The sequence below is a fragment of the Shigella sonnei genome (assembly GCF_002950395.1).
In the GTDB taxonomy this organism is placed as follows: domain Bacteria; phylum Pseudomonadota; class Gammaproteobacteria; order Enterobacterales; family Enterobacteriaceae; genus ECMA0423.
The window spans coordinates 1,284,613-1,310,849 of record NZ_CP026802.1; the positions used below are offsets into that span (position 1 = coordinate 1,284,613).

Genomic DNA, 26,237 nt, shown 5'->3' on the forward strand with positions numbered 1-26,237 from the left:
ACTAAATCAGTAAGTTGGCAGCATCACCTTTCCGGTTTTATCTGGAAGAACAGGGATGGACTCTTGTTAACCGGGGCGCAATTAAAAATATGACTGTAGAGCAATTACTCAAAATTCATTGTTGAGGACGCGATAATGGAAACGTTATTACCAAACGTTAATACGACTGAAGGTTGTTTTGAAATTGGTGTCACTATCAGTAACACGGTATTTACTGAAGATGCCATTAACAAGAGAAAACACGAACGGGAGTCATTAAATAAAATATGCATTGTTTCAATGCTGGCTCGTTTGCGTCTGATGCAAAAAGGATGCTGGCGATGAATACAGCATTTGCACTCGTTCTGACCGTTATTCTTAATACGGGCGAACCAGCTGAACTGGTTACCGGAGTATACAACTCCATGAAAGAATGCGTGGCTGCTGCAGCTGAACAGAAAATTCCCGGTAACTGTTATCCGGTTGATAAAATCATTCACCAGGATAATAAAGAAGTCCCGGCAGGTCTTTAAAGCAGCCACGTAATAAATATCCGGTTTCATTTTTATATGCCAGCAATGGCAGGGATTTGTTCACCCTTAAATCTGTAATGAGGTTAAAACAAAATGAGTAAAGTCTTTATTTGCGCCGCCATTCCGGACGAAAAGGCAACAAAAGAAGAAGGCGCTAAACCTGTAGCCACTGCCATTGAAGCCGGCGACGAACGCCGCGCCCGCGCAAAATTTCACTGGCAATTCCTGGAACATTATCCGGCTGCTCAGGACTGCGCTTATAAATTTATTGTCTGCGAGGATAAACCTGGTATACCCCGCCCTGCCCTCGATTCCTGGGATGCTGAATATATGCAGGAAAACCGCTGGGATGAGGAGTCTGCTTCCTTTGTCCCGGTTGAGACTGAATCCGAACCGATGAACGTCACTTTTGACAAGCTGGCCCCTGAAGTACAGAACGCTGTCATGGTTAAGTTCGACACATGTGAAAACATCACCGTTGATATGGTGATTAGCGCGCAGGAACTGTTGCAGGAAGACATGGCAACATTCGACGGACATATCGTTGAAGCGTTGATGAAAATGCCAGAAGTTAACGCCATGTGTCCGGAGATTAAACTGCATGCCATCGGGTGGATTAAGCATAAATGTAAGCCTGGTGCAAAATGGCCAGAAATTCAGGCAGAGATGCGCATCTGGAAAAAATGTCGCGAAGGTGAACGCAAGGAAACCGGAAAATACACGTCTGTTGTTGATCTCGCCCGTGCCAGAGCCAATCAACAGCACACTGAAAATTCAACAGGAAAAATCAGCCCGGCCATTGCTGCCATTCATCGCGAATACAAGCAGACATGGAAAACACTGGATGACGAACTGGCCTACGCTCTCTGGCCTGGTGATGTGGATGCCGGAAACATTGACGGCAGCATCCATCGCTGGGCAAAAAATGAAGTTATCGACAACGACCGCGAAGACTGGAAGCGTATCTCGGCATCAATGCGCAAACAGCCTGATGCCCTTCGCTACGACCGCCAGACTATTTTTGGCCTTGTCCGTGAACGTCCGATCGACATTCACAAAGACCCTGTGGCACTGAACAAATACATTACTGAATACCTGACTACAAAGGGCGTGTTTGAAGATGAAGGAACAAATCAGAGCGCAACTGATACTTGAGGTGTACTGGCAATAGCGGACACTACCATTTGTTCTTTTTTTAAGCAGCCATCTGATGATATTTTTCCCTGAAGGCTGCCGGGGAGATATTCCCCAGACGAGAGTGACGACGCTGACGATTGTAGAAAATCTCAATGTATTCCCGTATTACTGAGATGGCTTCATCCCGGTTATTAAAACGATAGTGGCTCAGGCTCTCATTTTTCAGCGTTCCCCAGAAGCTTTCCATCGGAGCGTTGTCGTAACAGTTACCTTTACGCGACATTGATGTTTTCAGACCAGACTGCTCCTGTATGACCCGGTAATCGTATGCGCAGTACTGTGAACCTCGATCAGAGTGGTGGATTAGCCCGGCAGGTGGGCGCTGGCTCCTGAGCGCCATAAACAGGGCTTTACCTGTCAGCTCTTTTGTCATGCGCTCTCCCATGGCGTAGCCGACAATTTCGCACGTATAAACATCTTTGATGCCAGCGAGGTACAACCATCCCTCCTGTGTGGCAACATACGTCAGGTCCGCCACCCAGACCTGATTTGGTGCTGTAGGAGCGAACGTCTGGTTCAGCAGATTTGGCGCAACTGGCAGATTGTGGTTCGAGTTCGTAGTCGCTCTGAACTTGCGTTTCTGCTTACAGCGTAGCCTTAGCTCCTTACGAAGACGTGCCAGTCGGTCACGACCAACGATGATGCCATTCTCTGCCAGCTCCGTCTGGAGCCGCCGGGTTCCATATGTTTCGCGAGTGCGGATATGTGCCACCTTAATCTCCAGTTTTAGCCGCTCATCACTTTGTTTTCTGTCTGAGGGTTCATGCTGTACCCAGTTGTAATAACCGCTCCTGGATACACCAAATACCTGACACATCGCTTCAATGGGAAATTGTTGTCGCCATTGTTCGATTAACGCGTATTTTTCAGCGACTCCTGTGCAAAATACGCTGTTGCTTTTTTTAATATATCTCGCTCAAGGCGAGCTTCATTTAACGCCTTACGCAGTTGCAGAATTTCAGATTCCAGTTCAGCCACCGTGCGGGAACCAGGAGTACCGAGCCCTTTTCTGGCGGCGGTAACCCATTGTCCTAAAGTGCCTTCAGGAAGAGATAATCGGGAAGCGCCTTCACTGATCGAAAGTTGATTTTCAAGAACCGTTCTGACAGCTTCGGCTTTGAACTCTTTAGAGTAACGTTGGGTTTTTCTGCTCATTATTAGCTCCTTCTGATGCCATTCTATTTCAGGAAGGAGTGTCCGTTAAACTCAGGCTACCTCAATATGCCGACATTCTGCTGCCAGACCTGATGACCGTTGAGCAGGAAGATATTATTCCTAACGACTACGCCGGTAACATGGGATATCTCATTTTCCTCCAGCCTGTCACCAGCGAAAAATTCGAACGCAAACCGATTTACTGGATCCTGAGTGAAGTCGCGAAACGTCTTGGACCTGACGTCTATCAAAAGTTCACTGAAGGTCGCACGCAGGAACAATGGTTACAACATCTGTACGCCAAAATGCTTGCCAAAGATCCGGCGTTACCGTCTTACGACGAACTGAAAAAAATGGGTATCTATAAGCGTAAAGATCCCAATGGTCATTTTGTCGCCTACAAAGCATTTCGTGACGACCCCGAGGCAAATCCACTTAAAACGCCTTCCGGTAAGATTGAAATTTATTCCAGCAAGCTGGCGGAAATTGCCCGTACCTGGGAACTGGAAAAAGATGAAGTGATAAGCCCACTGCCAGTTTATGCCTCAACCTTTGAAGGCTGGGACTCCCCTGAACGTAGTACCTTCCCACTGCAACTGTTTGGTTTCCATTACAAATCCCGTACTCACTCGACCTACGGCAACATTGATGTCCTGAAGGCAGCCTGCCGTCAGGAAGTGTGGATCAACCCTATAGATGCACAGAAACGTGGGATTGCCACCGGCGATATGGTGCGGGTGTTTAACCATCGTGGCGAAGTTCGGCTACCAGCCAAAGTAACACCACGCATTCTCCCTGGGGTTAGCGCTATGGGCCAGGGAGCCTGGCACGAGGCCAATATGTCTGGCGATAAAATCGACCATGGCGGCTGTGTGAATACGCTAACCACTCTGCGCCCTTCACCACTGGCGAAGGGAAACCCGCAGCACACTAATCTGGTCGAGATCGAAAAAATATAACCCACTACAACCATAAATTCTGGCATGACATTTTGTTTGAAAAGCAATAAGTGAGTAATGATGAAAATCCATACCACAGAGGCGCTCATGAAGGCTGAAATCAGCCGTAGAAGTCTGATGAAAACCTCCGCACTTGGCAGCCTTGCGCTGGCAAGCAGTGCTTTCACTCTGCCATTTTCCCAAATGGTTCGGGCGGCAGAGGCTCCGGTAGAAGAGAAAGCGGTCTGGAGTTCCTGCACCGTTAACTGCGGGAGCCGCTGTCTGTTACGTTTGCATGTGAAAGATGACACCGTGTACTGGGTGGAGTATGATACGACAGGTGACGACGTCTACGGTAATCATCAGGTTCGCGCGTGTTTACGCGGGCGCTCTATCCGCCGACGGATGAATCATCCTGATAGGTTGAAATATCCCATGAAGCGCGTCGGCAAGCGCGGTGAAGGTAAATTTGAACGGATAAGTTGGGACGAAGCCCTGGATACCATCAGTGATAATCTTCGGCGGATCCTAAAAGATTACGGCAATGAAGCTGTACATGTCCTGTACGGAACAGGTGTAGATGGCGGAAACATCACCAACTCAAACGTCCCGTACCGTCTGATGAACTCTTGCGGTGGTTTTCTCAGTCGCTATGGCAGCTACAGTACCGCACAGATCAGTGCCGCAATGAGTTATATGTTCGGTGCCAATGATGGCAACAGCCCGGATGATATCGCCAATACGAAACTGGTCGTTATGTTCGGAAATAACCCGGCAGAAACGCGGATGAGCGGTGGTGGTGTCACTTACTACGTCGAGCAAGCCCGCGAACGTTCAAACGCACGCATGATCGTCATCGATCCACGTTATAACGACACAGCTGCCGGGCGTGAAGATGAATGGCTGCCCATTCGCCCTGGCACCGATGGCGCACTGGCCTGTGCGATTGCCTGGGTACTGATTACTGAAAACATGGTCGATCAGCCATTTCTCGACAAATATTGTGTTGGTTACGATGAAAAAACGCTGCCCGCCAACGCACCACGTAACGCGCATTATAAAGCCTATATTCTGGGCGAAGGGCCTGACGGCATAGCTAAAACGCCGGAATGGGCAGCAAAAATCACCAGCATCCCGGCAGAAAAAATTATCCAGTTGGCACGAGAGATCGGTTCAGCAAAACCTGCTTATATTTGTCAGGGTTGGGGGCCACAACGACACTCCAACGGCGAACAAACATCCCGCGCTATTGCCATGCTTTCCGTTCTCACCGGTAACGTCGGCATAAACGGCGGCAACTCAGGCGTACGCGAAGGTAGCTGGGATCTGGGGGTAGAATGGTTCCCGATGCTCGAGAATCCTGTTAAAACGCAGATTTCCGTCTTTACATGGACTGATGCCATCGACCATGGTACGGAAATGACCGCGACCCGTGATGGTGTTCGTGGAAAAGAAAAACTGGATGTCCCCATCAAGTTTTTATGGTGCTACGCCAGTAACACATTGATCAATCAACATGGCGACATCAATCACACCCATGAGGTGCTTCAGGATGACAGCAAGTGCGAGATGATTGTTGGCATTGACCACTTCATGACGGCCTCGGCTAAGTATTGCGATATCCTGTTGCCCGACCTGATGCCAACAGAGCAAGAAGACCTTATCTCTCATGAATCTGCAGGGAATATGGGCTATGTGATCCTCGCCCAACCCGCAACCTCAGCAAAATTTGAACGCAAACCCATCTACTGGATGCTGAGTGAAGTCGCCAAACGCTTAGGACCAGACGTTTATCAAACCTTTACTGAAGGTCGCAGTCAGCATGAATGGATCAAATATCTCCATGCGAAAACGAAGGAACGTAACCCTGAGATGCCCGACTACGAGGAGATGAAAACGACCGGGATCTTTAAGAAAAAATGCCCGGAAGAACACTACGTCGCTTTCCGCGCATTCCGTGAAGATCCACAGGCAAACCCGTTGAAAACACCTTCGGGGAAAATCGAAATTTATTCTGAACGACTGGCGAAGATTGCGGATACCTGGGAATTGAAAAAAGATGAAGTTATTCATCCCCTTCCTGCGTATACCCCAGATTTTGATGGCTGGGACGATCCCCTGCGGAAAACCTATCCACTGCAGTTAACGGGCTTCCATTACAAAGCGCGTACCCACTCCAGCTACGGCAATATTGATGTGTTACAGCAGGCCTGCCCACAAGAGGTGTGGATCAACCCCATTGATGCTCAGGCACGCGGTATCCGTCATGGCGATACCGTGCGGGTATTTAACAATAATGGAGAAATGCTGATTGCCGCAAAAGTGACTCCGCGTATTCTGCCTGGCGTTACCGCCATCGGGCAAGGTGCTTGGCTTAAAGCGGATATGTTTGGTGACCGGGTCGATCACGGCGGCAGTATCAATATTCTGACCTCTCACCGCCCTTCACCGCTGGCAAAGGGAAACCCGTCGCACAGCAATCTTGTCCAGATCGAAAAGGTTTAAGGAGTAGCCCGTGACCACACAATATGGATTTTTTATCGATTCCAGCCGCTGTACTGGCTGTAAAACCTGCGAACTGGCGTGCAAAGATTTTAAAGATCTTGGCCCGGAAGTCAGTTTCCGCCGTATTTATGAATATGCTGGCGGCGACTGGCAGGAAGATAATGGCGTCTGGCACCAGAACGTGTTCGCTTATTATCTCTCCATCTCCTGTAACCATTGCGATGACCCCGCATGTACAAAAGTCTGCCCCAGCGGCGCAATGCATAAGCGTGAAGATGGCTTTGTGGTGGTTGATGAAGATGTTTGTATCGGCTGCCGCTACTGCCACATGGCTTGTCCGTACGGCGCGCCACAGTACAATGCTGAAAAAGGGCACATGACGAAGTGCGATGGTTGTTATTCGCGCGTCGCCGAGGGGAAACAACCCATATGTGTCGAATCCTGCCCGCTGCGTGCACTTGAGTTCGGTCCAATTGAAGAGCTGCGCCAGAAGCACGGCACTCTGGCTGCCGTCGCGCCACTGCCGCGCGCGCATTTCACAAAACCCAATATCGTTATCAAACCTAACGCCAACAGCCGCCCGACCAGCGATACCACTGGTTATCTGGCTAATCCGGAGGAAGTGTAAAATGGGAAATGGATGGCATGAGTGGCCACTGGTTATCTTTACCGTATTGGGTCAATGCGTAGTAGGCGCGCTGATTGTTAGCGGAATTGGCTGGTTCGCCGCCAAAAATGACGCAGACCGTCAGCGTATTGTCCGTGGCATGTTTTTCCTCTGGCTGTTGATGGGCATCGGGTTTATGGCCTCTGTCATGCACCTGGGATCGCCACTGCGGGCGTTTAACTCGCTGAATCGAATCGGAGCTTCTGGTCTGAGTAACGAGATTGCTGCCGGTTCCATATTTTTTGCCGTTGGCGGACTATGGTGGCTGGTGGCGGTCATCGGTAAAATGCCGCAAGCGTTGGGGAAACTCTGGTTACTTGTCAGCATGGCGCTCGGCGTCATTTTCGTCTGGATGATGACCTGCGTGTATCAAATCGACACTGTGCCAACCTGGCATAACGGTTACACTACGCTGGCTTTCTTCCTGACGGTATTGTTGAGCGGTCCAATACTTGCTGCCGCAATTCTGCGGGCAGCCCGCGTTACATTTAATACCACACCATTTGCCATCATTAGCGTTCTCGCGCTGATCGCTTGTGCCGGGGTGATTGTGCTGCAAGGTTTGTCTCTGGCGTCTATTCACTCATCCGTGCAACAAGCCAGCGCACTGGTACCAGATTACGCCTCCTTACAGGTCTGGCGTGTGGTATTGTTATGCGCAGGTCTTGGATGCTGGCTTTGTCCGCTCATTCGTCGCCGTGAACCTCACGTTGCCGGACTTGTTCTGGGGCTAATCCTCATACTTGTTGGTGAGATGATCGGGCGTGTGCTCTTTTATGGCCTGCACATGACAGTAGGAATGGCTATTGCAGGTTAACAAATTGGTGCGGGGCAACCCGCACATTTCAGGATGTTAGGAATGACCCATTTTTCACAGCAAGATAATTTTTCTGTCGCGGCGCGCGTGTTGGGCGCGCTGTTTTATTACGCTCCAGAGAGTGCGGAAGCCGCACCTCTGGTTGCGGTACTCACCAGTGACGGCTGGGAAACTCAGTGGCCTCTACCAGAAGCGTCATTAGCGCCGCTGGTGACGGCTTTTCAGACACAGTGTGAAGAGACTCACGCCCAGGCCTGGCAGCGTTTGTTTGTCGGCCCGTGGGCACTGCCGTCTCCGCCGTGGGGATCGGTCTGGCTGGATCGCGAATCTGTGCTGTTTGGCGATTCAACATTGGCACTTCGTCAGTGGATGCGCGAGAAAGGCATTCAGTTTGAAATGAAGCAAAACGAACCGGAAGATCATTTTGGTTCACTGCTGTTGATGGCTGCGTGGTTGGCGGAGAATGGTCGCCAGACAGAATGCGAAGAATTGCTGGCATGGCACCTTTTTCCGTGGTCAACACGTTTTCTTGATGTTTTTATCGAAAAAGCAGAACACCCTTTCTACCGTGCACTGGGTGAACTGGCTCGCTTAACGCTGGCGCAATGGCAATCACAACTGTTGATTCCTGTCGCGGTTAAACCACTCTTTCGATAGGATCACCGTAATATTGCCGGATGGTGACGATTACGCGCGATTCGGCAATAATAAGTTACAATGTCACGTTTTTTTATCTCTTAAAGCACGCACTGCTTTTGCGGTTGGCCTCTTTTGCCGCAAAATAGTCGCCCGTGTTTCATTGCCCATTTCTGCTCATGCATCATCTACACATCTATCCGGATCTGCGCACTATGTTCCGCCGTCTGCTTATCGCAACAGTCGTCGGTATTCTCGCGGCCTTTGCCGTTGCCGGGTTTCGTCATGCGATGCTGCTACTGGAGTGGTTGTTCCTCAATAATGACTCCGGCAGTCTGGTCAATGCAGCGACAAACCTTTCCCCCTGGCGACGGCTGCTAACTCCGGCGCTCGGCGGACTGGCGGCGGGTTTGTTGCTGATGGGCTGGCAGAAATTTACCCAACAACGCCCTCATGCGCCGACCGATTACATGGAAGCGTTGCAAACCGATGGACAGTTCGATTACGCAGCAAGCCTGGTTAAATCGCTTGCCTCGCTGCTGGTAGTAACCAGCGGCAGTGCAATTGGTCGCGAAGGTGCGATGATTCTTTTAGCTGCCCTTGCCGCCTCCTGTTTTGCCCAACGTTTTACGCCACGCCAGGAATGGAAATTATGGATCGCCTGTGGGGCCGCGGCGGGAATGGCTGCGGCCTATCGCGCCCCGCTTGCTGGCAGTTTATTTATAGCCGAAGTGCTGTTTGGCACTATGATGTTGGCCTCTCTCGGCCCGGTGATTATTTCCGCCGTCGTGGCGTTGCTGGTTAGCAATCTTATTAATCATAGCGACGCGTTACTCTACAGCGTACAACTCTCAGTAACGGTTCAGGCTAGTGACTATGCGCTGATTATCAGTACAGGTGTGCTGGCAGGTCTGTGTGGACCACTGTTGTTAACGTTAATGAACGCCTGTCATCGTGGATTTGTGAGTCTCAAACTTGCGCCGCCCTGGCAACTGGCACTAGGCGGGTTGATCGTGGGTCTGCTTTCCCTGTTCACACCTGCAGTGTGGGGCAACGGCTATAGCACCGTACAATCCTTTTTAACCGCCCCACCACTGTTAATGATCATTGCCGGGATCTTCCTTTGTAAACTGTGTGCCGTGCTGGCGAGTAGCGGTTCCGGCGCACCCGGTGGTGTCTTTACACCGACGCTATTTATCGGTCTTGCCATTGGCATGTTGTATGGTCGTAGCCTGGGATTATGGTTCCCTGATGGCGAAGAAATTACGCTTTTACTCGGATTGACCGGGATGGCGACACTGTTGGCGGCAACCACGCACGCGCCGATTATGTCGACGTTGATGATATGTGAAATGACCGGGGAGTATCAGCTACTCCCCGGTTTATTGATTGCCTGCGTCATTGCGTCGGTAATTTCGCGGACGTTACACCGTGACTCTATCTACCGCCAGCACACTGCGCAGCATAGCTAAGCGGATGTATTGCCCCAGTTCTCGCTGTTCGGCGCGCGGCAGATAAGGCAGTTCACCAATGAGCGGTGCCGGAAGTTTTTTACCCAGCACATCAATGACTTCCGCATAATGCGCCAGTCCTGGGTTGATTCGGTTAGCCACCCAGCCAATGAGCGGCAGCCCGTCGTTGGCAATCGCCTGAGCTGTTAGCAGTGCATGGTTAATGCAACCTTCCTGAATACCGACAACCATCAACACCGGCAACTGTTCCTGCACCACCCATTCAGAGAGTGGACGCAAATCATTCATCAGACTGCGCCAGCCGCCAGTCCCTTCTACCACGACATGATCGACTTTATCGGTCAGGTTTGCCAGGCCGTTTGAAATGAGGGTGTAATTGATTGGGCAACTGTGCGCCACGCTACTTTCTTCTTCGCTTAACGCGATAGGATTAACTGCTTCATAAGGCAGTTCGATGGTTGAAACACTCTGCAACACCAGGGCATCTTTATTACGCAGCCCTTCGGGTGTCTCTTTGCTCCCCTTCGCTACGGGTTTATATCCCGCAACTGTTTTTCCCTGGGAGGCTAACGCTTGTAGCAATGCGCGGGAAACCACCGTTTTCCCTACAGAAGTGTCTGTACCGGTAATAAAGAAACGCTCCAGCATCACTAACTCCACCGTTATGCTTCACAAATATAAACTAGGAAAATAATTAACCTTGAAAGTCTAAGTTATGCTTTCCTGGCCCAAATTGAGATAGCGCAAATTTTGGTAGAACAGTTAAAAAATGTTAACCCTGCAACAGACGAATCAACAAAGAACCGTTATACATCGCGTCTTTTACCAGCGCAGCGCCTGCCATCGTGCCCTGGTTAGAAAACTGAGTACTCTCAACGCTAATGTGCTGACTATACGCAGGAAGGGCCTGCTGACGTATGCTGTCCGAGATGACAGGGAAGAGGATATCTGCCGCTTTACTTAACGGTGAGCCAATCAGTATTTTTTGTGGGTTAAATAAATTCACCATGATGGCAAGAATGCGCCCGACATGCGCGCCCACCCCGGTAATGATGTCTTTTGCCAGTAGATCGCCGCGCAATGCCGCCTGACACAATGAGTCCACGGTTAACGGTTGCCCATGTAACATCGAGCTCATGGATTGATTGAGACGCAGCTGTGCCAGCTCAAGAATACTGTCCACACTGGCGATGGTTTCGAGGCAGCCGTGGTTCCCGCAATAACAGCGTTTACCATATGGGTCGACCTGTGTGTGGCCTATTTCCACGAGACTACTGCTGCCTGCGTGTAGCAGATGACCATCGGTAATGACGCCCGCCCCCACGTTGTGATCGATAACCACCTGAATCACATCGCGCGCCCCGCGTGAGGCACCAAACAAGGCCTCTGCCATCGTCCATGCGCTGATATCATGCTGAATATAAACCGGTACGCCGGTATGCTGCTCCAGCGCCTCGCCGAGCGGCATCTCTTTTACATCCTCGTAGAACGGCATGCGATGTACAATACCATTTTCCGTATCAATAATTCCCGGCAGGGTTATGGCAATCGAAGTTAGACGCTCAAGTTTTTTCTGGTGGCGGATAAAAAACTGATCGATATGGGAAATGATACGATCCAGCAATGGCAAGTCATCTTTTAACGCCAGTTCCTGCGACTCTTCCACCACCAGTTTGCTGCTCAGATCGCGCAGAGCAAGGAAAATCTCCCCGCGACTAATGCGCAGAGAAAGATAGTGCCAGGCTTCAGTTTCAACCACCAGCCCCACCGCCGGACGGCCACGGTTCCCCGCTTCTTTGATTTCCAGCTCTTGCACCAGGTGTGCTTCGAGCATCTCACGGACAATTTTAGTGATACTGGCAGGAGCCAGCTGCGCCAGACGGGAAAGATCGATACGCGAGACTGGACCAAGCTGATCAATCAGGCGATAAACCGCGCCCGCGTTGGTCTGCTTTATTTGATCAATGTGCCCAAGCTGGTTTTCAGCAACCACCGCATACTCCCTATATTTTCGCGCTCCGAAATAATCTGTAGGCTATGGTGAAGCACTTCAATACGTGTCGTCAAATTTTTACTTAGGCATGTGATTAACAGCACATTTTTCGGGCTTTTTCGCTGAAATTTCCCTCACCTGAGAGCATTCAGCAGATGAATACGAAAGTTACGCGAAGCTGGACTTTGTTCATGATGTTTCGGCCAGACCAACCACATTTCAGAAACCGCATCCTCTTCAGCAATCGGCACCCAGCGCATTTCGTTGAGCTGAACACGTTTAAATGAAGCAGGCAAAATTGAAACACCCAGACCGGCGGAAACCAGACCGATGATGGTCATTGCCTCGCCCACCTCCTGAGTGATGACGGGCGTCAAATGGTAACGTCGCATCAGCCCGAGAATATCGTCATACAGCCCTGTCCCGACGTGCGGATCAAAAAAGACGAAGGGTTCTTTCGCCAGTTCAGCCAGCGTTACATTCGGGTTATTTGCCAGGGGATGATCGTGCGGGATCATCGCCATAAGCGGTTCATGGACGATGACTGCGTGTTCAAGCGTCTCCGGTAACGCTGTGTTACGCAGCAATCCCATATCTAGCGTTCCTTCAATGAGCGGAGCGATTTGCTCACGAGTGTTCATTTCGCGGGTTTGTAAATGGACATCGGGATAATCACGGCGAAACAGCGATAACGTATCGGACACCGCCCGAATAAAAGGAGCGGACGAAGTAAAACCAATGCGCAACTCCCCCGCTTCACCCTGATGCAGTCTTTCAGCGCGAGCGGCAGCGTCATCTACCATAGACAGGATTTGCCGACTATCTGCAAGAAACTGTTTTCCTGCTGCCGTCAGCAATACACTGCGATTAGTTCGTGCCAGCAGTCGGGCACCAATTTGTTGCTCCAGTGCCTGAATCTGCTGACTTAGCGGTGGTTGCGAAATATTCAGGCGGGCAGCGGCGCGCCCGAAATGCAGCTCTTCCGCAACAGCAACAAAGTAACGCAGATGACGAAGTTCAATATTCATATTTAAAACATCTTATTTGAGATTATTAATATATTAGACAGAACAATTCGATTTTCCTAACCTATGTATAAGCCTGATCCACAGGCATATTTAGCAAGGATTTCAAGTGAGCCGTACTACAACTGTTGATGGCGCTCCGGCAAGCGACACTGACAAGCAAAGCATTTCTCAGCCAAATCAATTTATTAAACGCGGTACGCCGCAATTTATGCGCGTCACCCTGGCGCTGTTCTCTGCCGGACTGGCAACCTTTGCACTCCTCTATTGTGTGCAGCCTATCCTTCCGGTGCTTTCGCAGGAGTTTGGCTTAACCCCCGCGAACAGTAGTATTTCACTGTCCATTTCCACGGCGATGTTGGCTATTGGTTTGCTGTTTACTGGCCCCCTATCCGATGCCATTGGTCGCAAACCAGTGATGGTCACGGCGCTACTGTTGGCCTCCATTTGTACGTTACTTTCGACAATGATGACCAGCTGGCACGGCATTTTGATTATGCGCGCCTTGATTGGGCTTTCGTTAAGTGGCGTGGCAGCTGTTGGCATGACTTATCTTAGCGAGGAAATCCACCCCAGTTTCGTGGCCTTTTCGATGGGGTTGTATATCAGCGGCAACTCAATTGGCGGCATGAGCGGACGCTTAATTAGTGGTGTCTTCACGGACTTTTTCAACTGGCGAATTGCTCTGGCGGCAATCGGTTGTTTCGCGCTAGCCTCGGCGTTGATGTTCTGGAAAATCCTTCCGGAATCACGCCATTTTCGCCCGACTTCGCTGCGCCCTAAGACGTTATTTATCAACTTTCGTCTGCACTGGCGTGACCGGGGATTACCGTTATTGTTCGCAGAAGGCTTTTTGCTGATGGGGTCGTTCGTCACGCTGTTTAATTACATCGGCTATCGGTTGATGCTTTCCCCCTGGCATGTCAGTCAGGCCGTGGTTGGCTTATTATCGCTGGCTTATTTGACCGGTACATGGAGCTCACCCAAAGCCGGAACCATGACCACCCGCTACGGGCGCGGTCCGGTGATGTTGTTTTCGACGGGGGTTATGCTGTTTGGTTTACTGATGACCTTATTCAGCTCGCTGTGGCTGATCTTTGCCGGAATGTTACTCTTCTCAGCAGGATTCTTCGCAGCCCACTCAGTTGCCAGCAGCTGGATTGGCCCCCGCGCAAAACGCGCTAAAGGCCAGGCCTCCTCGCTGTATTTGTTCAGTTACTATCTGGGGTCGAGTATTGCCGGGACGCTGGGTGGTGTTTTCTGGCATAACTATGGCTGGAACGGCGTCGGCGCATTTATTGCTCTGATGCTGGTCATTGCTCTGCTGGTCGGGACGCGTTTGCATCGTCGTCTGCACGCCTGAAAAATAAGCCCGGACTGCGGTAACTACACGTCCGGACTTATTGCTTGCTCAAACCAACGTTAATAGCCATCCTAAAATAGACGAAGCGCCAGCCAATTCCCGCAGCGCGTCTAGCGTCATCAGGATTATAAGTACCCAAATAAACGGATTCATTTTGCTGTGTGTCATTTATTACTGATGCGCAGTTATTCTACCGCTTTGTAAGTAGTAAAATAGTTAACCCGATCAAGACTACTATTATTGGTAGCTAAATTTCCCTTAAGTCACAATACGTTATTATCAATGCTGTAATTTATTCAGCGTTTGTACATATCGTTACACGCTGAAACCAACCACTCACGGAAGTCTGCCTAGACTGGCCCCCTGAATCTCCAGACAACCAGTATCACTTAAATAAGTGATAGTCTTAATACTAGTTTTTAGACTAGTCATTGGAGTACAGATGATTGATGTCTTAGGGCCGGAGAAACGCAGACGGCGTACCACACAGGAAAAGATCGCAATTGTTCAGCAGAGCTTTGAACCGGGGATGACGGTCTCCCTCGTTGCCCGGCAACATGGTGTAGCAGCCAGCCAGTTATTTCTCTGGCGTAAGCAATACCAGGAAGGAAGTCTTACTGCTGTGGCCGCCGGAGAACAGGTTGTTCCTGCCTCTGAACTTGCTGCCGCCATGAAGCAGATTAAAGAACTCCAGCGCCTGCTCGGCAAGAAAACGATGGAAAATGAACTCCTCAAAGAAGCCGTTGAATATGGACGGGCAAAAAAGTGGATAGCGCACGCGCCCTTATTGCCCGGGGATGGGGAGTAAGCTTAGTCAGCCGTTGTCTCCGGGTGTCGCGTGCGCAGTTGCACGTCATTCTCAGACGAACCGATGACTGGATGGATGGCCGCCGCAGTCGTCACACTGATGATACGGATGTGCTTCTCCGTATACACCATGTTATCGGAGAGCTGCCCACGTATGGTTATCGTCGGGTATGGGCGCTGCTTCGCAGACAGGCAGAACTTGATGGTATGCCTGCGATCAATGCCAAACGTGTTTACCGGATCATGTGTCAGCGCCAGTGATATAAGACGGTAATTCGCCATTTGGATTGTCCGCTCCACCCAACATGTTGTTTCCTTAAGGTTCTCACACCAGAAAGGACATCAACATGCTGAGCAGAGAGGACTTTTACATGATAAAGCAAATGCGCCAGCAGGGCGCGTACATCGTCGATATTGCGACTCAGATTGGTTGCTCTGAACGGACGGTCAGACGCTACCTCAAATACCCTGAACCGCCAGCCAGAAAGACCCGCCACAAAATGGTTAAGCTGAAACCGTTTATGGATTACATCGACATGCGCCTGGCAGAGAATGTCTGGAATAGCGAGGTTATCTTCGCGGAGATTAAGGCAATGGGTTATACGGGCGGACGTTCCATGCTGCGTTACTACATCCAGCCCAAACGTAAAATGCGTCCGTCAAAAAGAACAGTTCGCTTCGAAACTCAGCCTGGATACCAGCTCCAGCATGACTGGGGCGAAGTTGAGGTGGAGGTTGCCGGGCAACGGTGCAAAGTTAACTTTGCGGTTAATACGCTGGGGTTCTCCCGCAGCTTCCATGTCTTCGCCGCACCAAAACAGGATGCTGAGCATACCTACGAATCACTGGTTCGCGCCTTCCGCTACTTCGGTGGTTGTGTGAAAACGGTGCTGGTTGATAACCAGAAGGCTGCGGTGCTGAAGAATAACAACGGGAAAGTCGTGTTCAACTCCGGATTCCTGTTGCTGGCTGACCACTATAACTTCCTGCCACGGGCATGCCGTCCACGCAGGGCCAGAACAAAAGGTAAGGTTGAGCGGATGGTGAAATACCTCAAGGAGAACTTCTTCGTCCGGTACCGCAGGTTCGACAGCTTCACTCATGTCAATCAACAACTGGAGCAATGGATAGCCGATGTGGCTGACAAACGGGAGCTTCGCCAGTTCAAAGAAACGCCGGAACAGCGCTTCGCGCTGGAGCAGGAACATCTGCAGCCGTTACCGGATACAGACTTCGATACCAGTTACTTCGATATCCGCCATGTGTCCTGGGACAGCTATATCGAGGTTGGTGGTAATCGTTACAGCGTTCCCGAAGCGCTGTGTGGTCAGCCGGTATCGATACGAATATCGCTGGATGACGAGTTGCGGATCTACAGTAATGAGAAACTGGTGGCCTCACATCGCCTCTGTTCAGCATCGTCTGGCTGGCAGACAGTGCCGGAGCATCACGCCCCGCTCTGGCAGCAGGTCAGTCAGGTGGAACATCGACCACTGAGTGCCTATGAGGAGCTGTTGTGATGCATGAACTGGAAGTCCTGCTGAGTCGCCTGAAAATGGAGCATCTGAGTTATCACGTTGAAAGCCTGCTGGAACAGGCAGCTAAAAAAGAGCTGAACTACCGGGAGTTCCTGTGCATGGCGCTACAGCAGGAATGGAACGGCAGGCATCAGCGCGGTATGGAGTCCAGGCTGAAGCAGGCTCGTCTGCCGTGGGTCAAAACGCTGGAGCAGTTCGACTTTACCTTCCAGCCGGGCATCGACCATAAGGTTGTCCGGGAACTGGCTGGTCTGGCGTTCGTGGAGCGCAGCGAAAACGTGATCCTGCTGGGCCCTCCTGGTGTCGGAAAAACTCATCTGGCCATAGCTCTTGGCGTGAAAGCGGTGGATGCGGGACATCGGGTACTGTTTATGCCACTGGACAGACTGATCGCGACACTGATGAAAGCGAAACAGGAAAACCGGCTGGAGCGTCAGCTACAGCAACTGAGTTATGCCCGGGTGTTGATCCTGGATGAAATAGGCTATCTGCCGATGAACAGAGAGGAAGCCAGTCTGTTCTTCCGGCTACTGAACCGTCGATATGAAAAAGCGAGCATCATACTGACGTCAAACAAAGGGTTCGCAGACTGGGGAGAAATGTTCGGAGATCACGTACTGGCAACAGCGATCCTGGATCGGCTGCTACATCACTCAACCACGCTGAATATCAAAGGAGAGAGTTACCGGTTAAAAGAGAAACGTAAAGCTGGAGTGCTGACCAAAAACACAACGCCAATCAGTGATGATGAAATGGTGGAAAGCGGACAGCATCAGTAACGAAAGTATTTAGCGGGCATGAAAATGGCAAATAACGGTCAAACATCGTGGCGTTGACATCATGCGCCAGAATGCGCTGTTGCTTGAGCGAAAACCTGCTGTACCGCCATCGAAACGGGCACATACAGGCAGAGTGGCCGTGAAAGAAAGTAATCAGCGATGGTGCTCTGACGGGTTCGAGTTCTGCTGTGATAACGGAGAGAGACTGCGTGTCACGTTCGCGCTGGACTGCTGTGATCGTGAGGCACTGCACTGGGCGGTGACTACCGGCGGCTTCAACAGTGAAACAGTACAGGACGTCATGCTGGGAGCGGTGGAACGCCGCTTCGGCAACGATCTTCCGTCGTCTCCAGTGGAGTGGCTGACGGATAATGGTTCATGCTACCGGGCTAATGAAACACGCCAGTTCGCCCGGATGTTGGGACTTGAACCGAAGAACACGGCGGTGCGGAGTCCGGAGAGTAACGGAATAGCAGAGAGCTTCGTGAAAACGATAAAGCGTGACTACATCAGTATCATGCCCAAACCAGACGGGTTAACGGCAGCAAAGAACCTTGCAGAGGCGTTCGAGCATTATAACGAATGGCATCCGCATAGTGCGCTAGGTTATCGCTCGCCACGGGAATATCTGCGGCAGCGGGCTTGTAATGGGTTAAGTGATAACAGATGTCTGGAAATATAGGGGCAAATCCACTGCCATTCCCAGGGATATAGTTATTTCAACGGCCCCGCGGTGGGGTTAAATGAAAAAACAAATTGAGGGTATGACAATGAAAAAGTATTAGCTCTGGTTGTTGCCGCTGCTATGGGTCTGTCTTCTGCCGCCTTTGCTGCAGAGACTGCGACCACACCTGCTCCGACTGCGACGACCACCAAAGCAGCGCCGGCGAAAACGACACATCATAAAAAACAGCATAAAGCAGCACCTGCCCAGAAAGCGCAGGCGGCTAAAAAGCATCATAAAAATACGAAAGCTGAACAGAAAGCCCCTGAACAAAAAGCGCAGGCAGCGAAGAAACACGCCGGGAAACACAGCCATCAGCAACCGGCAAAACCTGCTGCACAACCCGCAGCGTAAGTTTTCAACAGTAATGCTGGCGCGCCCCCTCGCGCCTGAAAATTACGGTGCTAAGCGGGTAACGTTTAGCACCGCCTTTAGCGGAGGGTAGTATGGTGGGCCGTTATCGCTTTGAGTTCATTCTTATCATCCTTATTTTATGCGCACTGATTGCCGCCCGTTTTTATCTTTCCTGACTGTAGTTATCTGATTTTACTCCCACTTTCATCCCGTCCCGTCTATAGTATTTATGAGGGTTTGCTTTTAATAATCATAATTACCCACCAGAGTGTGATATGCGTACAACCATTGCTGTAGTGTTGGGTGCAATTAGTTTGACGTCTGCTTTTGTGTTTGCAGATAAACCAGACGTTGCCAAATCGGCAAACGATGAGGTCAGCACCCTGTTTTTTGGTCATGATGATCGTGTGCCAGTGAATGACACGACCCAATCACCGTGGGATGCGGTTGGGCAACTGGAAACGGCCAGCGGCAATTTATGTACGGCGACGCTGATTGCACCCAATCTGGCATTAACGGCAGGACACTGTTTATTGACACCTCCAAAGGGTAAAGCCGATAAAGCAGTGGCGCTGCGTTTTGTGTCAAATAAAGGTCTTTGGCGCTATGAGATCCACGACATAGAAGGCCGCGTTGATCCGACACTGGGAAAGCGGTTAAAAGCAGATGGGGATGGTTGGATTGTACCTCCCGCAGCCGCGCCGTGGGACTTCGGATTGATTGTGCTACGTAATCCCCCTTCTGGCATTACACCGTTGCCGTTATTTGAGGGAGATAAAGCCGCGCTTACTGCCGCATTAAAATCGGCTGGCCGTAAAGTAACTCAGGCGGGATACCCTGAAGATCATCTCGATACGTTGTACAGTCATCAAAACTGTGAAGTGACTGGCTGGGCGCAAACGTCGGTGATGTCACATCAGTGCGATACCTTGCCGGGTGACAGCGGTTCGCCTCTGATGTTGCATACCAATGACGGCTGGCAATTAATTGGGGTGCAAAGTTCGGCTCCTGCCGCGAAAGATCGCTGGCGCGCCGATAACCGGGCCATTTCTGTTACCGGTTTTCGCGACAAGCTGGATCAACTGTCGCAAAAATAATGTTCAAACGCTGCCCGACTGTGCGGGCAGCGTGTTCATCAGGCAAGTTTCACCATGATCATTCCAGCCAACAGCAAGACCAGGCCAATCCAGCCTTTACGATTTAACCGTTGACCAAACAAGATCCAACCTGCGGCTAACGTGGCGGCAATACCAAACCCGCCCCACAATGCATAAGCGACAGACAAGTCGATCCCTTTAACGGCCTGAGAAAGCGCACTAAAGGCAGCCAGCACCGCCGCCAGGGAGAGCAAGCCAAATATTTTGCGACGAAAGCCGTCAGAAAATTTCAAAAAGACGTTAGCAACGATTTCCAGCACGATTGCCAATGCCAGCCAGGCGGCGTGAACCCATTCAAACTGCGCCATGGTTCACCTCCAGTTCAGGTTTACGCGCTTTACGGGTACCTGATTTTATCAACACAATCCCGGCGACCAGGGTGGTTAACCCGGCAATTTTCATCAGCGATAAACTTTCGTCGAATAACAAAACGCTAAACAAGGTAATAAATAAAATACCGATACCTTCCCACAGCGCATAAGCTACGCCTAAGGCGATCTTTTTAACGGCGAAAGAGAGAAATATATACGACAGAGAAATCATCACCAGCATTAAAATAAAGCCGCCATTTCCCTCACTGACGCTCGCCCATTTCATTGACAGCGTACCGGTAATTTCTGTAGCAATAGCCAGGCCTAATAAAATCCAATAAATATACATTGTCCTTCTCCTGCAAGAGAATTATTTTAATTTTCGCTTAATTCAGCGAAACCAAAGTAAAGTGGTCAAGCCCCGCGCATAGGGCAAGCTTAGGCAGAAGAAAGGACTAAAGCGCGTTGCGCCAGTGCTGCTCACCTACGAGCAAGATAGTGGATGAGGTACGAAGATGGGTAAATGTTGAAAATAACGTCCTGAACAAATTGTCCATAATATTACAATTATCCGCAGTGTTGCTTCTCGTCATCGCGGATGATAATTGTCCTCGGTAGTTGAACACGCCTGATTTGTATCATAGCTTAAGAATTAACTCAAAATATTTTCACTTCTTTACCTGAGCGGTTTGATTTTCGTTATGATGACGGAGCGAAAAAGACATTATTATTAGCAAAGGAAGAAAAAACGGGGACAAGCATGGCAAAGCCGATCATCACGCTCAATGGCCTAAAAATCGTCATTATGTTGGGAATGCTGGTCATTATTCTCTGCGGTATCCGTTTTGCCGCCGAGATCATCGTGCCGTTTATTCTCGCATTATTTATTGCTGTTATTCTTAACCCGCTGGTGCAACACATGGTCCGCTGGCGAGTGCCGCGTGTACTGGCGGTGTCGATTTTGATGACCATCATCGTGATGGCGATGGTGTTGCTATTAGCTTATCTGGGTTCCGCGCTCAACGAGTTGACGCGGACGTTACCGCAATATCGCAACTCTATTATGACGCCGCTGCAAGCTCTTGAGCCGTTGTTGCAACGCGTAGGGATTGACGTCTCAGTTGACCAGCTGGCGCATTACATTGATCCGAACGCGGCGATGACGTTGCTCACCAACTTATTGACGCAGTTATCTAATGCCATGTCATCAATATTTTTATTGCTGCTGACGGTGCTGTTTATGCTGCTCGAAGTGCCACAATTGCCCGGAAAATTTCAGCAAATGATGGCGCGTCCGGTTGAAGGGATGGCGGCGATTCAACGTGCAATTGACAGTGTTTCTCATTATCTGGTGCTGAAAACAGCCATCAGCATCATCACCGGCCTGGTCGCCTGGGCGATGCTCGCCGCACTCGATGTTCGCTTCGCTTTTGTCTGGGGATTGCTGGCCTTTGCGCTTAATTACATCCCTAATATTGGTTCAGTTCTCGCGGCAATCCCCCCTATCGCTCAGGTACTGGTGTTTAATGGCTTCTACGAAGCGTTGCTGGTGCTGGCGGGATATCTGCTGATTAATCTGGTCTTCGGCAATATTCTGGAGCCGCGCATCATGGGACGTGGGCTGGGGCTTTCCACATTGGTGGTATTTTTGTCGTTGATTTTTTGGGGATGGTTGTTAGGACCGGTGGGTATGCTGCTTTCCGTGCCGTTAACAATTATTGTCAAAATTGCGCTTGAACAAACAGCGGGAGGTCAAAGCATCGCCGTTCTGTTAAGCGATCTCAATAAAGAGTGACGGCCTCCGCAGAGGCCGTCAGGGTTACAGAGCTTTCAGGATTGCATCCACGCTGGCTTTGGCGTCACCAAACAGCATGTGGGTGTTTTCCTTGAAGAACAGCGGGTTTTGCACACCAGCATAGCCAGTGTTCATCGAACGTTTAAAGACAATCACGTTCTGCGCTTTCCACACTTCCAGCACAGGCATACCAGCAATAGGACTCTTCGGATCATCCTGCGCCGCCGGGTTAACCGTATCGTTAGCACCAATCACCAGTACGGTATCGGTATCAGCAAAGTCATCGTTGATCTCGTCCATTTCCAGCACGATGTCATACGGTACTTTTGCTTCAGCCAGCAATACGTTCATATGTCCAGGCAAACGCCCCGCAACCGGGTGGATACCGAAACGCACGTTGATACCACGAGCGCGCAGTTTCTCGGTAATTTCAGCGACAGGATATTGCGCCTGCGCGACTGCCATGCCGTACCCCGGAGTAATGATCACTGAATGGGAGTTTTTCAGCAGTTCCGCTGTCTCTTCTGCGGTGATTTCGCGGTGCTCGCCCACTTCCTGATCATCGCCAGTAGAAGAGCCGTCGGTGCCGAAACCACCCGCAATAACGCTGATAAAGGAACGGTTCATCGCCTTACACATAATGTAAGAAAGGATAGCCCCCGAAGAACCGACCAGCGCACCGGTCACAATCAGCAGGTCGTTGCTGAGCATAAAGCCCGCAGCCGCAGCCGCCCAGCCGGAGTACGAGTTCAGCATCGACACCACCACTGGCATATCTGCACCACCGATGGAGGCGACTAAATGCCAGCCGAATACCAGCGCAATGGCGGTCATTATTAGCAATGCCAGCACTTGCAGGCCGACGCTGTCCGTGCGAACAAATACAATCAGCAGCAGGAAGGAAACGACCAGAGCCGCCAGGTTCATTTTGTGACGGTTTGGCAGCATCAACGGTTTAGACGAAATCTTGCCACACAGTTTGCCGAACGCCACCACCGAACCCGTGAACGTTACCGCCCCGATGAAGATACCGAGGAACACTTCCGTCAGGTGAATATTGACCAGAATCGGTGCCATTCCCGCGTCATGATGCAGATAGCTGTTAAAGCCAACCAGCACTGCCGCCAGACCCACGAAGCTGTGCAGGATCGCCACCAGTTCTGGCATTTCGGTCATTTCAACTTTCTTCGCCAGACGGATACCAATTGCCCCACCAATGACCATCGCCAGCAAGATCCAGCCAACATTACCCGTATCCGGTCCAAAAATGGTTGCGATTAACGCAATCGCCATCCCGGCGATACCGAAGTTGTTACCCTGGCGAGACGTTTCATGTTTCGAAAGACCGGCCAGACTGAAGATAAACAGGATCGCGGCAACAATGTATGCAGCTGTAACTAATCCTCCAGACATATGTTACCCCTTAATTTTTGCGGAACATTTTCAGCATGCGCTGAGTCACGGTGAAGCCACCGAAAATATTAATGCTGGCTATAAGCACCGCGATAAAACTAAGGAAGCTAACCCAGCCGCCCTGGCCAATCTGCAACAGTGCTCCGACAACAATAATCCCTGAAATCGCGTTGGTGACCGACATCAACGGTGTATGCAGCGCGTGCGATACATTCCACACCACGTAATAACCGACAACGCAGGCCAGCGCGAAAACGGTGAAGTGCCCAAGAAACTCTTTCGGCGCAACGCTTGCCAGCCAACCGAAAAGGATGATTGCCAGCGCCATCAACGCGTATTTACGCCACGGTGAGCAGGCACATTTTTCCTCAGTTTTCACTTCCGGTGCCGCTTTTTGTGCCGCCTGCGGCTGAGCTGATACCTGAATCGGCGGTGCCGGCCAGGTAATTTCGCCCGCACGGATCACGGTCACGCCGCGAATCACCACATCATCAAAATCAACAGTGATATTGCCGTCTTTCTCTTTGCACAACAGTTTCAGCAGATTAACGAGGTTAGTACCGTAAAGCTGCGAGGATTGCGTCGGCAGACGGCCCGGAAGATCGGTATAACCAATCACTTTGACACCATTTTCCGTAGTGAAGATTTCACCCGGCACGGTGTATTCACAGTTGCCACCGTTTTGGGCTGCCAGGTCGACAATCACACTGCCCGCCTTCATGGAGTCAACCATTTCACGGGTAATTAGCTTCGGCGCTGGTTTGCCTGGAATAAGCGCGGTGGTGACAATGATATCGACCTCTTTTGCCTGGGCGGCAAAGAGTTCCATTTCCGCTTTAATGAACGCGTCCGACATCACTTTGGCATAGCCATCGCCGCTGCCCGCTTCCTCTTTAAAATCCAGCTCGAGGAATTCCGCGCCCATACTTTGAACTTGTTCTTTCACTTCCGGACGGGTGTCGAATGCACGCACAATCGCGCCGAGACTGTTTGCTGCGCCAATGGCGGCCAGACCTGCAACACCCGCACCAATCACCATCACTTTTGCCGGTGGCACTTTCCCGGCCGCAGTAATTTGCCCGGTAAAGAAGCGCCCAAATTCATGTGCCGCTTCAACAATGGCGCGATAACCGGCGATGTTCGCCATCGAGCTTAGTGCGTCCAGCGATTGTGCGCGTGAGATACGCGGCACAGAATCCATCGCCATCACGGTCACGTTACGTTCCGCAAGTTTTTGCATTAATTCCGGATTCTGCGCAGGCCAGATAAAACTCACCAGCGTTGTCCCAGGATTCAGTAACGCAATTTCATCATCTAACGGCGCATTGACCTTCAGAATGATCTCTGACTGCCAGACGCTATTCCCTTCTACAATTTCAGCGCCCGCTTGCACAAACGCTTTATCGTCAAAACTTGCCAGTTGACCCGCGCCGCTCTCTACCGCGACGGTAAAACCCAGTTTCAGCAGCTGTTCCACTGTTTTTGGCGTTGCTGCAACACGGGTTTCATTGGTTAACCGTTCTCTTGGTATGCCAATTCGCATGATATTCCCTTCCATCGGTTTTATTGATGATGGTTTGCCTGTGTCAGGAGCCACACAAGCCGCTCATGTACGAGCTAAATGTTACTCCGTTAAAATAAATTAGTAACAAACGCCCTATAACGTACTGAAAATTATGCCTGTGATCTAGCGCCAAAAATCAGTATTTCGGCGTGAACTCGCAAAATATTAACGATTCAGCCGTGATAGTGGGATAAACACCTTAGAACGCCGGATAAAGACTGATAATTGTCTTCGACGGTCGGGTAAAACGAGACATCGCCCCGGCACGATTCACTACTTAACATTAAATTAACTTATACAATTCAGTTGCTTCAGTAGTAATGATGCTGATACGGCTGTTTTTTAAGCATAGACGGTCATTTGAGCAGGATTAAAATTGGCTTAAGGAATGTGATATGAAAAATGACGCAGACAGTTACACCGTTTAAATGCAATAATCAGCCACGTTTCTCGTTAATAACAATACCAGTACCTGGTTTGCGCAAGGCGAAGGATTATTTTTATGAAGCTTAAGAACACCCTCCTGGCGTCGGCACTGCTTTCTGCTACGGCATTCTCCGTTAACGCAGCAACAGAACTGACACCGGAGCAAGCGGCAGCGGTTAAACCTTTTGACCGTGTAGTGGTTACCGGTCGTTTTAATGCTATTGGCGAAGCGGTGAAAGCCGTTTCTCGTCGCGCAGATAAAGAAGGTGCCGCCTCTTTTTATGTTGTCGACACTTCTGATTTTGGTAACAGCGGTAACTGGCGTGTGGTCGCTGACCTCTATAAAGCCGATGCTGAAAAAGCAGAAGAAACAAGTAATCGCGTAATTAACGGTGTTGTCGAACTGCCGAAAGATCAGGCTGTTCTGATTGAACCGTTTGACACGGTCACCGTCCAGGGCTTCTATCGTAGCCAGCCAGAAGTCAATGATGCCATCACCAAAGCGGCAAAAGCGAAAGGTGCCTACTCTTTCTACATCGTTCGTCAAATCGATGCCAACCAAGGCGGCAACCAGCGTATTACTGCATTCATCTATAAAAAAGATGCTAAGAAACGTATCGTCCAGAGCCCGGATGTGATCCCGGCAGATTCCGAAGCAGGACGTGCAGCTCTGGCTGCCGGTGGCGAAGCCGCGAAGAAAGTTGAGATCCTAGGTGTTGCGACTACCGCATCACCAAGTTCTGAAGTCGGTCGTTTCTTTGAAACCCAGTCATCAAAAGGCGGGCGTTACACCGTCATGCTCCCGGATGGCACTAAAGTCGAAGAACTGAACAAAGCGACCGCAGCGATGATGGTCCCGTTCGACAGCATCAAATTCTCTGGCAACTACGGCAACATGACCGAAGTCTCCTATCAGGTTGCGAAACGTGCCGCGAAGAAAGGTGCTAAGTATTACCACATCACCCGCCAGTGGCAGGAACGTGGTAATAACCTGACCGTCAGCGCAGATCTGTATAAATAACTATTCAGTTACTCCTATAAGGCGGCTTGATGCCGCCTTTCGCATTTTTAGTCACAAATTTCCCCGCG

24 protein-coding genes and 6 pseudogenes are annotated in these 26,237 nt (G+C 50.5%); 20 read left to right on the plus strand and 10 right to left on the minus strand.

Annotation, left to right across the window (positions count from 1 at the left end):
* Nucleotides 1-29: 29 nt before the first annotated feature.
* The 4 genes and pseudogenes from C1P89_RS06825 to C1P89_RS06840 form a co-directional block, all read left to right on the plus strand.
* Nucleotides 30-125: pseudogene (locus C1P89_RS06825) on the plus strand (Rha family phage regulatory protein); the annotation flags it as partial.
* Nucleotides 109-324, plus strand: a pseudogene (gene dicB / locus C1P89_RS06830) (cell division inhibition protein DicB); the annotation flags it as partial. The pseudogenes C1P89_RS06825 and dicB, both read left to right, overlap by 17 nt.
* Entirely contained in the window at nt 321-512 is a 192-nt protein-coding gene (locus tag C1P89_RS06835) for a DUF1482 family protein (RefSeq protein ID WP_001090204.1), read from the plus strand. The pseudogene dicB and the gene C1P89_RS06835, both read left to right, overlap by 4 nt.
* 93 nt (nt 513-605) lie before the next feature.
* A pseudogene (locus tag C1P89_RS06840) lies at nt 606-1,664 on the plus strand (phage-associated endonuclease); the annotation flags it as partial.
* 43 nt (nt 1,665-1,707) lie between these two features.
* Here the strand turns inward: C1P89_RS06840 and C1P89_RS06845 are convergent.
* Nucleotides 1,708-2,864 (minus strand): IS3-like element IS600 family transposase gene (locus C1P89_RS06845; RefSeq protein ID WP_087879964.1). Its coding sequence is split into 2 segments (ribosomal slippage): nt 1,708-2,615 and nt 2,615-2,864, totalling 1,158 coding nucleotides; the frame shifts between segments, so codons are not numbered across the junction.
* A 62-nt stretch (nt 2,865-2,926) separates the two neighbouring features.
* On the opposite strand from C1P89_RS06845, the pseudogene C1P89_RS06850 reads away from it, so the two are divergent.
* The 6 genes and pseudogenes from C1P89_RS06850 to clcB form a co-directional block, all read left to right on the plus strand.
* Nucleotides 2,927-3,823: pseudogene (locus C1P89_RS06850) on the plus strand (molybdopterin dinucleotide binding domain-containing protein); the annotation flags it as partial.
* A 60-nt stretch (nt 3,824-3,883) separates the two neighbouring features.
* On the plus strand, nt 3,884-6,307 hold the full coding sequence (gene ynfF, locus C1P89_RS06855; protein ID WP_072118303.1) for a selenate/tellurate reductase subunit YnfF: 2,424 nt from the start codon (nt 3,884-3,886) through the stop codon (nt 6,305-6,307).
* 10 nt (nt 6,308-6,317) lie between these two features.
* Complete coding sequence (gene ynfG / locus C1P89_RS06860; protein WP_000213029.1) at nt 6,318-6,935, plus strand: DMSO reductase like molybdoenzyme iron-sulfur subunit YnfG; 618 nt, start codon at nt 6,318-6,320, stop codon at nt 6,933-6,935.
* A 1-nt stretch (nt 6,936) separates the two neighbouring features.
* Nucleotides 6,937-7,791: a selenate reductase membrane anchor subunit YnfH gene (ynfH, locus tag C1P89_RS06865; protein WP_000526502.1), complete on the plus strand. Its 855-nt coding sequence runs from the start codon at nt 6,937-6,939 to the stop codon at nt 7,789-7,791.
* A gap of 42 nt (nt 7,792-7,833) precedes the next feature.
* On the plus strand, nt 7,834-8,448 hold the full coding sequence (gene dmsD, locus C1P89_RS06870) for a Tat proofreading chaperone DmsD (protein ID WP_000148710.1): 615 nt from the start codon (nt 7,834-7,836) through the stop codon (nt 8,446-8,448).
* 158 nt (nt 8,449-8,606) lie between these two features.
* Nucleotides 8,607-9,899 (plus strand): voltage-gated ClC-type chloride channel ClcB, encoded by a 1,293-nt coding sequence (clcB, locus tag C1P89_RS06875; RefSeq protein ID WP_071787903.1) that lies wholly within the window; start codon nt 8,607-8,609, stop codon nt 9,897-9,899.
* On the opposite strand, the gene bioD is transcribed toward clcB, so the two are convergent.
* The 3 genes from bioD to C1P89_RS06890 all read right to left on the minus strand — a co-directional run bounded on the left by bioD (nt 9,852) and on the right by C1P89_RS06890 (nt 12,920).
* A complete protein-coding gene (gene bioD / locus C1P89_RS06880) occupies nt 9,852-10,547 on the minus strand; it encodes a dethiobiotin synthase (protein WP_000893462.1) in 696 nt (231 codons plus the stop codon). The two genes, clcB and bioD, sit on opposite strands and share 48 nt — an antisense overlap.
* A 124-nt stretch (nt 10,548-10,671) precedes the next feature.
* Nucleotides 10,672-11,892 carry a sugar metabolism global transcriptional regulator Mlc gene (gene mlc / locus C1P89_RS06885; protein WP_000225252.1) on the minus strand — a complete coding sequence of 407 codons (1,221 nt, stop codon included), beginning with the start codon at nt 11,890-11,892 and terminating at the stop codon, nt 10,672-10,674.
* A gap of 134 nt (nt 11,893-12,026) precedes the next feature.
* Nucleotides 12,027-12,920, minus strand: coding sequence for a LysR family transcriptional regulator (locus tag C1P89_RS06890; protein WP_001019531.1), 894 nt, complete (start codon nt 12,918-12,920; stop codon nt 12,027-12,029).
* Nucleotides 12,921-13,026: 106 nt separating this feature from the next.
* On the opposite strand from C1P89_RS06890, the gene C1P89_RS06895 reads away from it, so the two are divergent.
* Entirely contained in the window at nt 13,027-14,280 is a 1,254-nt protein-coding gene (locus tag C1P89_RS06895) for an MFS transporter (protein WP_000091840.1), read from the plus strand.
* A 48-nt stretch (nt 14,281-14,328) separates the two neighbouring features.
* Here the strand turns inward: C1P89_RS06895 and C1P89_RS26430 are convergent, their stop codons facing one another.
* On the minus strand, nt 14,329-14,448 hold the full coding sequence (locus C1P89_RS26430) for a KPN_01571 family protein (RefSeq protein WP_001299090.1): 120 nt from the start codon (nt 14,446-14,448) through the stop codon (nt 14,329-14,331).
* Nucleotides 14,449-14,722: 274 nt separating this feature from the next.
* On the opposite strand from C1P89_RS26430, the pseudogene C1P89_RS06900 reads away from it, so the two are divergent.
* The 7 genes and pseudogenes from C1P89_RS06900 to C1P89_RS06930 all read left to right on the plus strand — a co-directional run.
* A pseudogene (locus C1P89_RS06900) lies at nt 14,723-15,339 on the plus strand (IS3-like element IS2 family transposase); the annotation flags it as partial.
* 95 nt (nt 15,340-15,434) lie between these two features.
* On the plus strand, nt 15,435-16,607 hold the full coding sequence (gene istA, locus C1P89_RS06905) for an IS21-like element IS21 family transposase (protein WP_000952382.1): 1,173 nt from the start codon (nt 15,435-15,437) through the stop codon (nt 16,605-16,607).
* Nucleotides 16,607-17,404, plus strand: a complete 798-nt coding sequence (gene istB, locus C1P89_RS06910) for an IS21-like element IS21 family helper ATPase IstB (protein WP_000544819.1) — start codon at nt 16,607-16,609, stop codon at nt 17,402-17,404. The genes istA and istB overlap by 1 nt, the downstream gene beginning before the upstream one ends.
* Before the next feature lie 58 nt (nt 17,405-17,462).
* Nucleotides 17,463-18,086: pseudogene (locus tag C1P89_RS06915) on the plus strand (IS3-like element IS2 family transposase); the annotation flags it as partial.
* Nucleotides 18,087-18,209: 123 nt separating this feature from the next.
* Nucleotides 18,210-18,482, plus strand: coding sequence for an acid resistance repetitive basic protein Asr (asr, locus tag C1P89_RS06920; protein WP_005142522.1), 273 nt, complete (start codon nt 18,210-18,212; stop codon nt 18,480-18,482).
* Between the two features lie 92 nt (nt 18,483-18,574).
* On the plus strand, nt 18,575-18,658 hold the full coding sequence (gene ydgU, locus C1P89_RS06925) for a small membrane protein YdgU (RefSeq protein WP_000233090.1): 84 nt from the start codon (nt 18,575-18,577) through the stop codon (nt 18,656-18,658).
* Nucleotides 18,659-18,757: 99 nt separating this feature from the next.
* Nucleotides 18,758-19,579: a trypsin-like serine peptidase gene (locus C1P89_RS06930; RefSeq protein ID WP_001260857.1), complete on the plus strand. Its 822-nt coding sequence runs from the start codon at nt 18,758-18,760 to the stop codon at nt 19,577-19,579.
* A gap of 38 nt (nt 19,580-19,617) precedes the next feature.
* Here C1P89_RS06930 and mdtI read toward each other — a convergent pair whose 3' ends face one another.
* From mdtI to C1P89_RS26435, 3 genes are all read right to left on the minus strand, one after another.
* The gene (gene mdtI / locus C1P89_RS06935) at nt 19,618-19,947 is read right to left on the minus strand and encodes a multidrug/spermidine efflux SMR transporter subunit MdtI (protein ID WP_000046661.1); all 330 of its coding nucleotides are present in this window, start codon (nt 19,945-19,947) and stop codon (nt 19,618-19,620) included.
* Nucleotides 19,934-20,299 (minus strand): multidrug/spermidine efflux SMR transporter subunit MdtJ, encoded by a 366-nt coding sequence (gene mdtJ, locus C1P89_RS06940; RefSeq protein WP_000276149.1) that lies wholly within the window; start codon nt 20,297-20,299, stop codon nt 19,934-19,936. The genes mdtI and mdtJ overlap by 14 nt, the downstream gene beginning before the upstream one ends.
* Nucleotides 20,300-20,405: 106 nt before the next feature.
* Nucleotides 20,406-20,576 (minus strand): protein YdgV, encoded by a 171-nt coding sequence (locus C1P89_RS26435; RefSeq protein WP_001303517.1) that lies wholly within the window; start codon nt 20,574-20,576, stop codon nt 20,406-20,408.
* Between the two features lie 134 nt (nt 20,577-20,710).
* On the opposite strand from C1P89_RS26435, the gene tqsA reads away from it, so the two are divergent.
* Nucleotides 20,711-21,745 carry an AI-2 transporter TqsA gene (gene tqsA, locus C1P89_RS06950; protein WP_001118241.1) on the plus strand — a complete coding sequence of 345 codons (1,035 nt, stop codon included), beginning with the start codon at nt 20,711-20,713 and terminating at the stop codon, nt 21,743-21,745.
* Between the two features lie 24 nt (nt 21,746-21,769).
* On the opposite strand, the gene pntB is transcribed toward tqsA, so the two are convergent.
* Nucleotides 21,770-23,158 carry a Re/Si-specific NAD(P)(+) transhydrogenase subunit beta gene (gene pntB, locus C1P89_RS06955; protein WP_000014036.1) on the minus strand — a complete coding sequence of 463 codons (1,389 nt, stop codon included), beginning with the start codon at nt 23,156-23,158 and terminating at the stop codon, nt 21,770-21,772.
* A 10-nt stretch (nt 23,159-23,168) separates the two neighbouring features.
* Complete coding sequence (gene pntA, locus C1P89_RS06960) at nt 23,169-24,701, minus strand: Re/Si-specific NAD(P)(+) transhydrogenase subunit alpha (RefSeq protein WP_001295398.1); 1,533 nt, start codon at nt 24,699-24,701, stop codon at nt 23,169-23,171.
* 523 nt (nt 24,702-25,224) lie between these two features.
* Between pntA and ydgH the strand changes: the two genes are divergently transcribed.
* Nucleotides 25,225-26,169 carry a DUF1471 family protein YdgH gene (gene ydgH, locus C1P89_RS06965; protein ID WP_000769319.1) on the plus strand — a complete coding sequence of 315 codons (945 nt, stop codon included), beginning with the start codon at nt 25,225-25,227 and terminating at the stop codon, nt 26,167-26,169.
* The last annotated feature ends 68 nt before the right edge of the window (nt 26,170-26,237 follow it).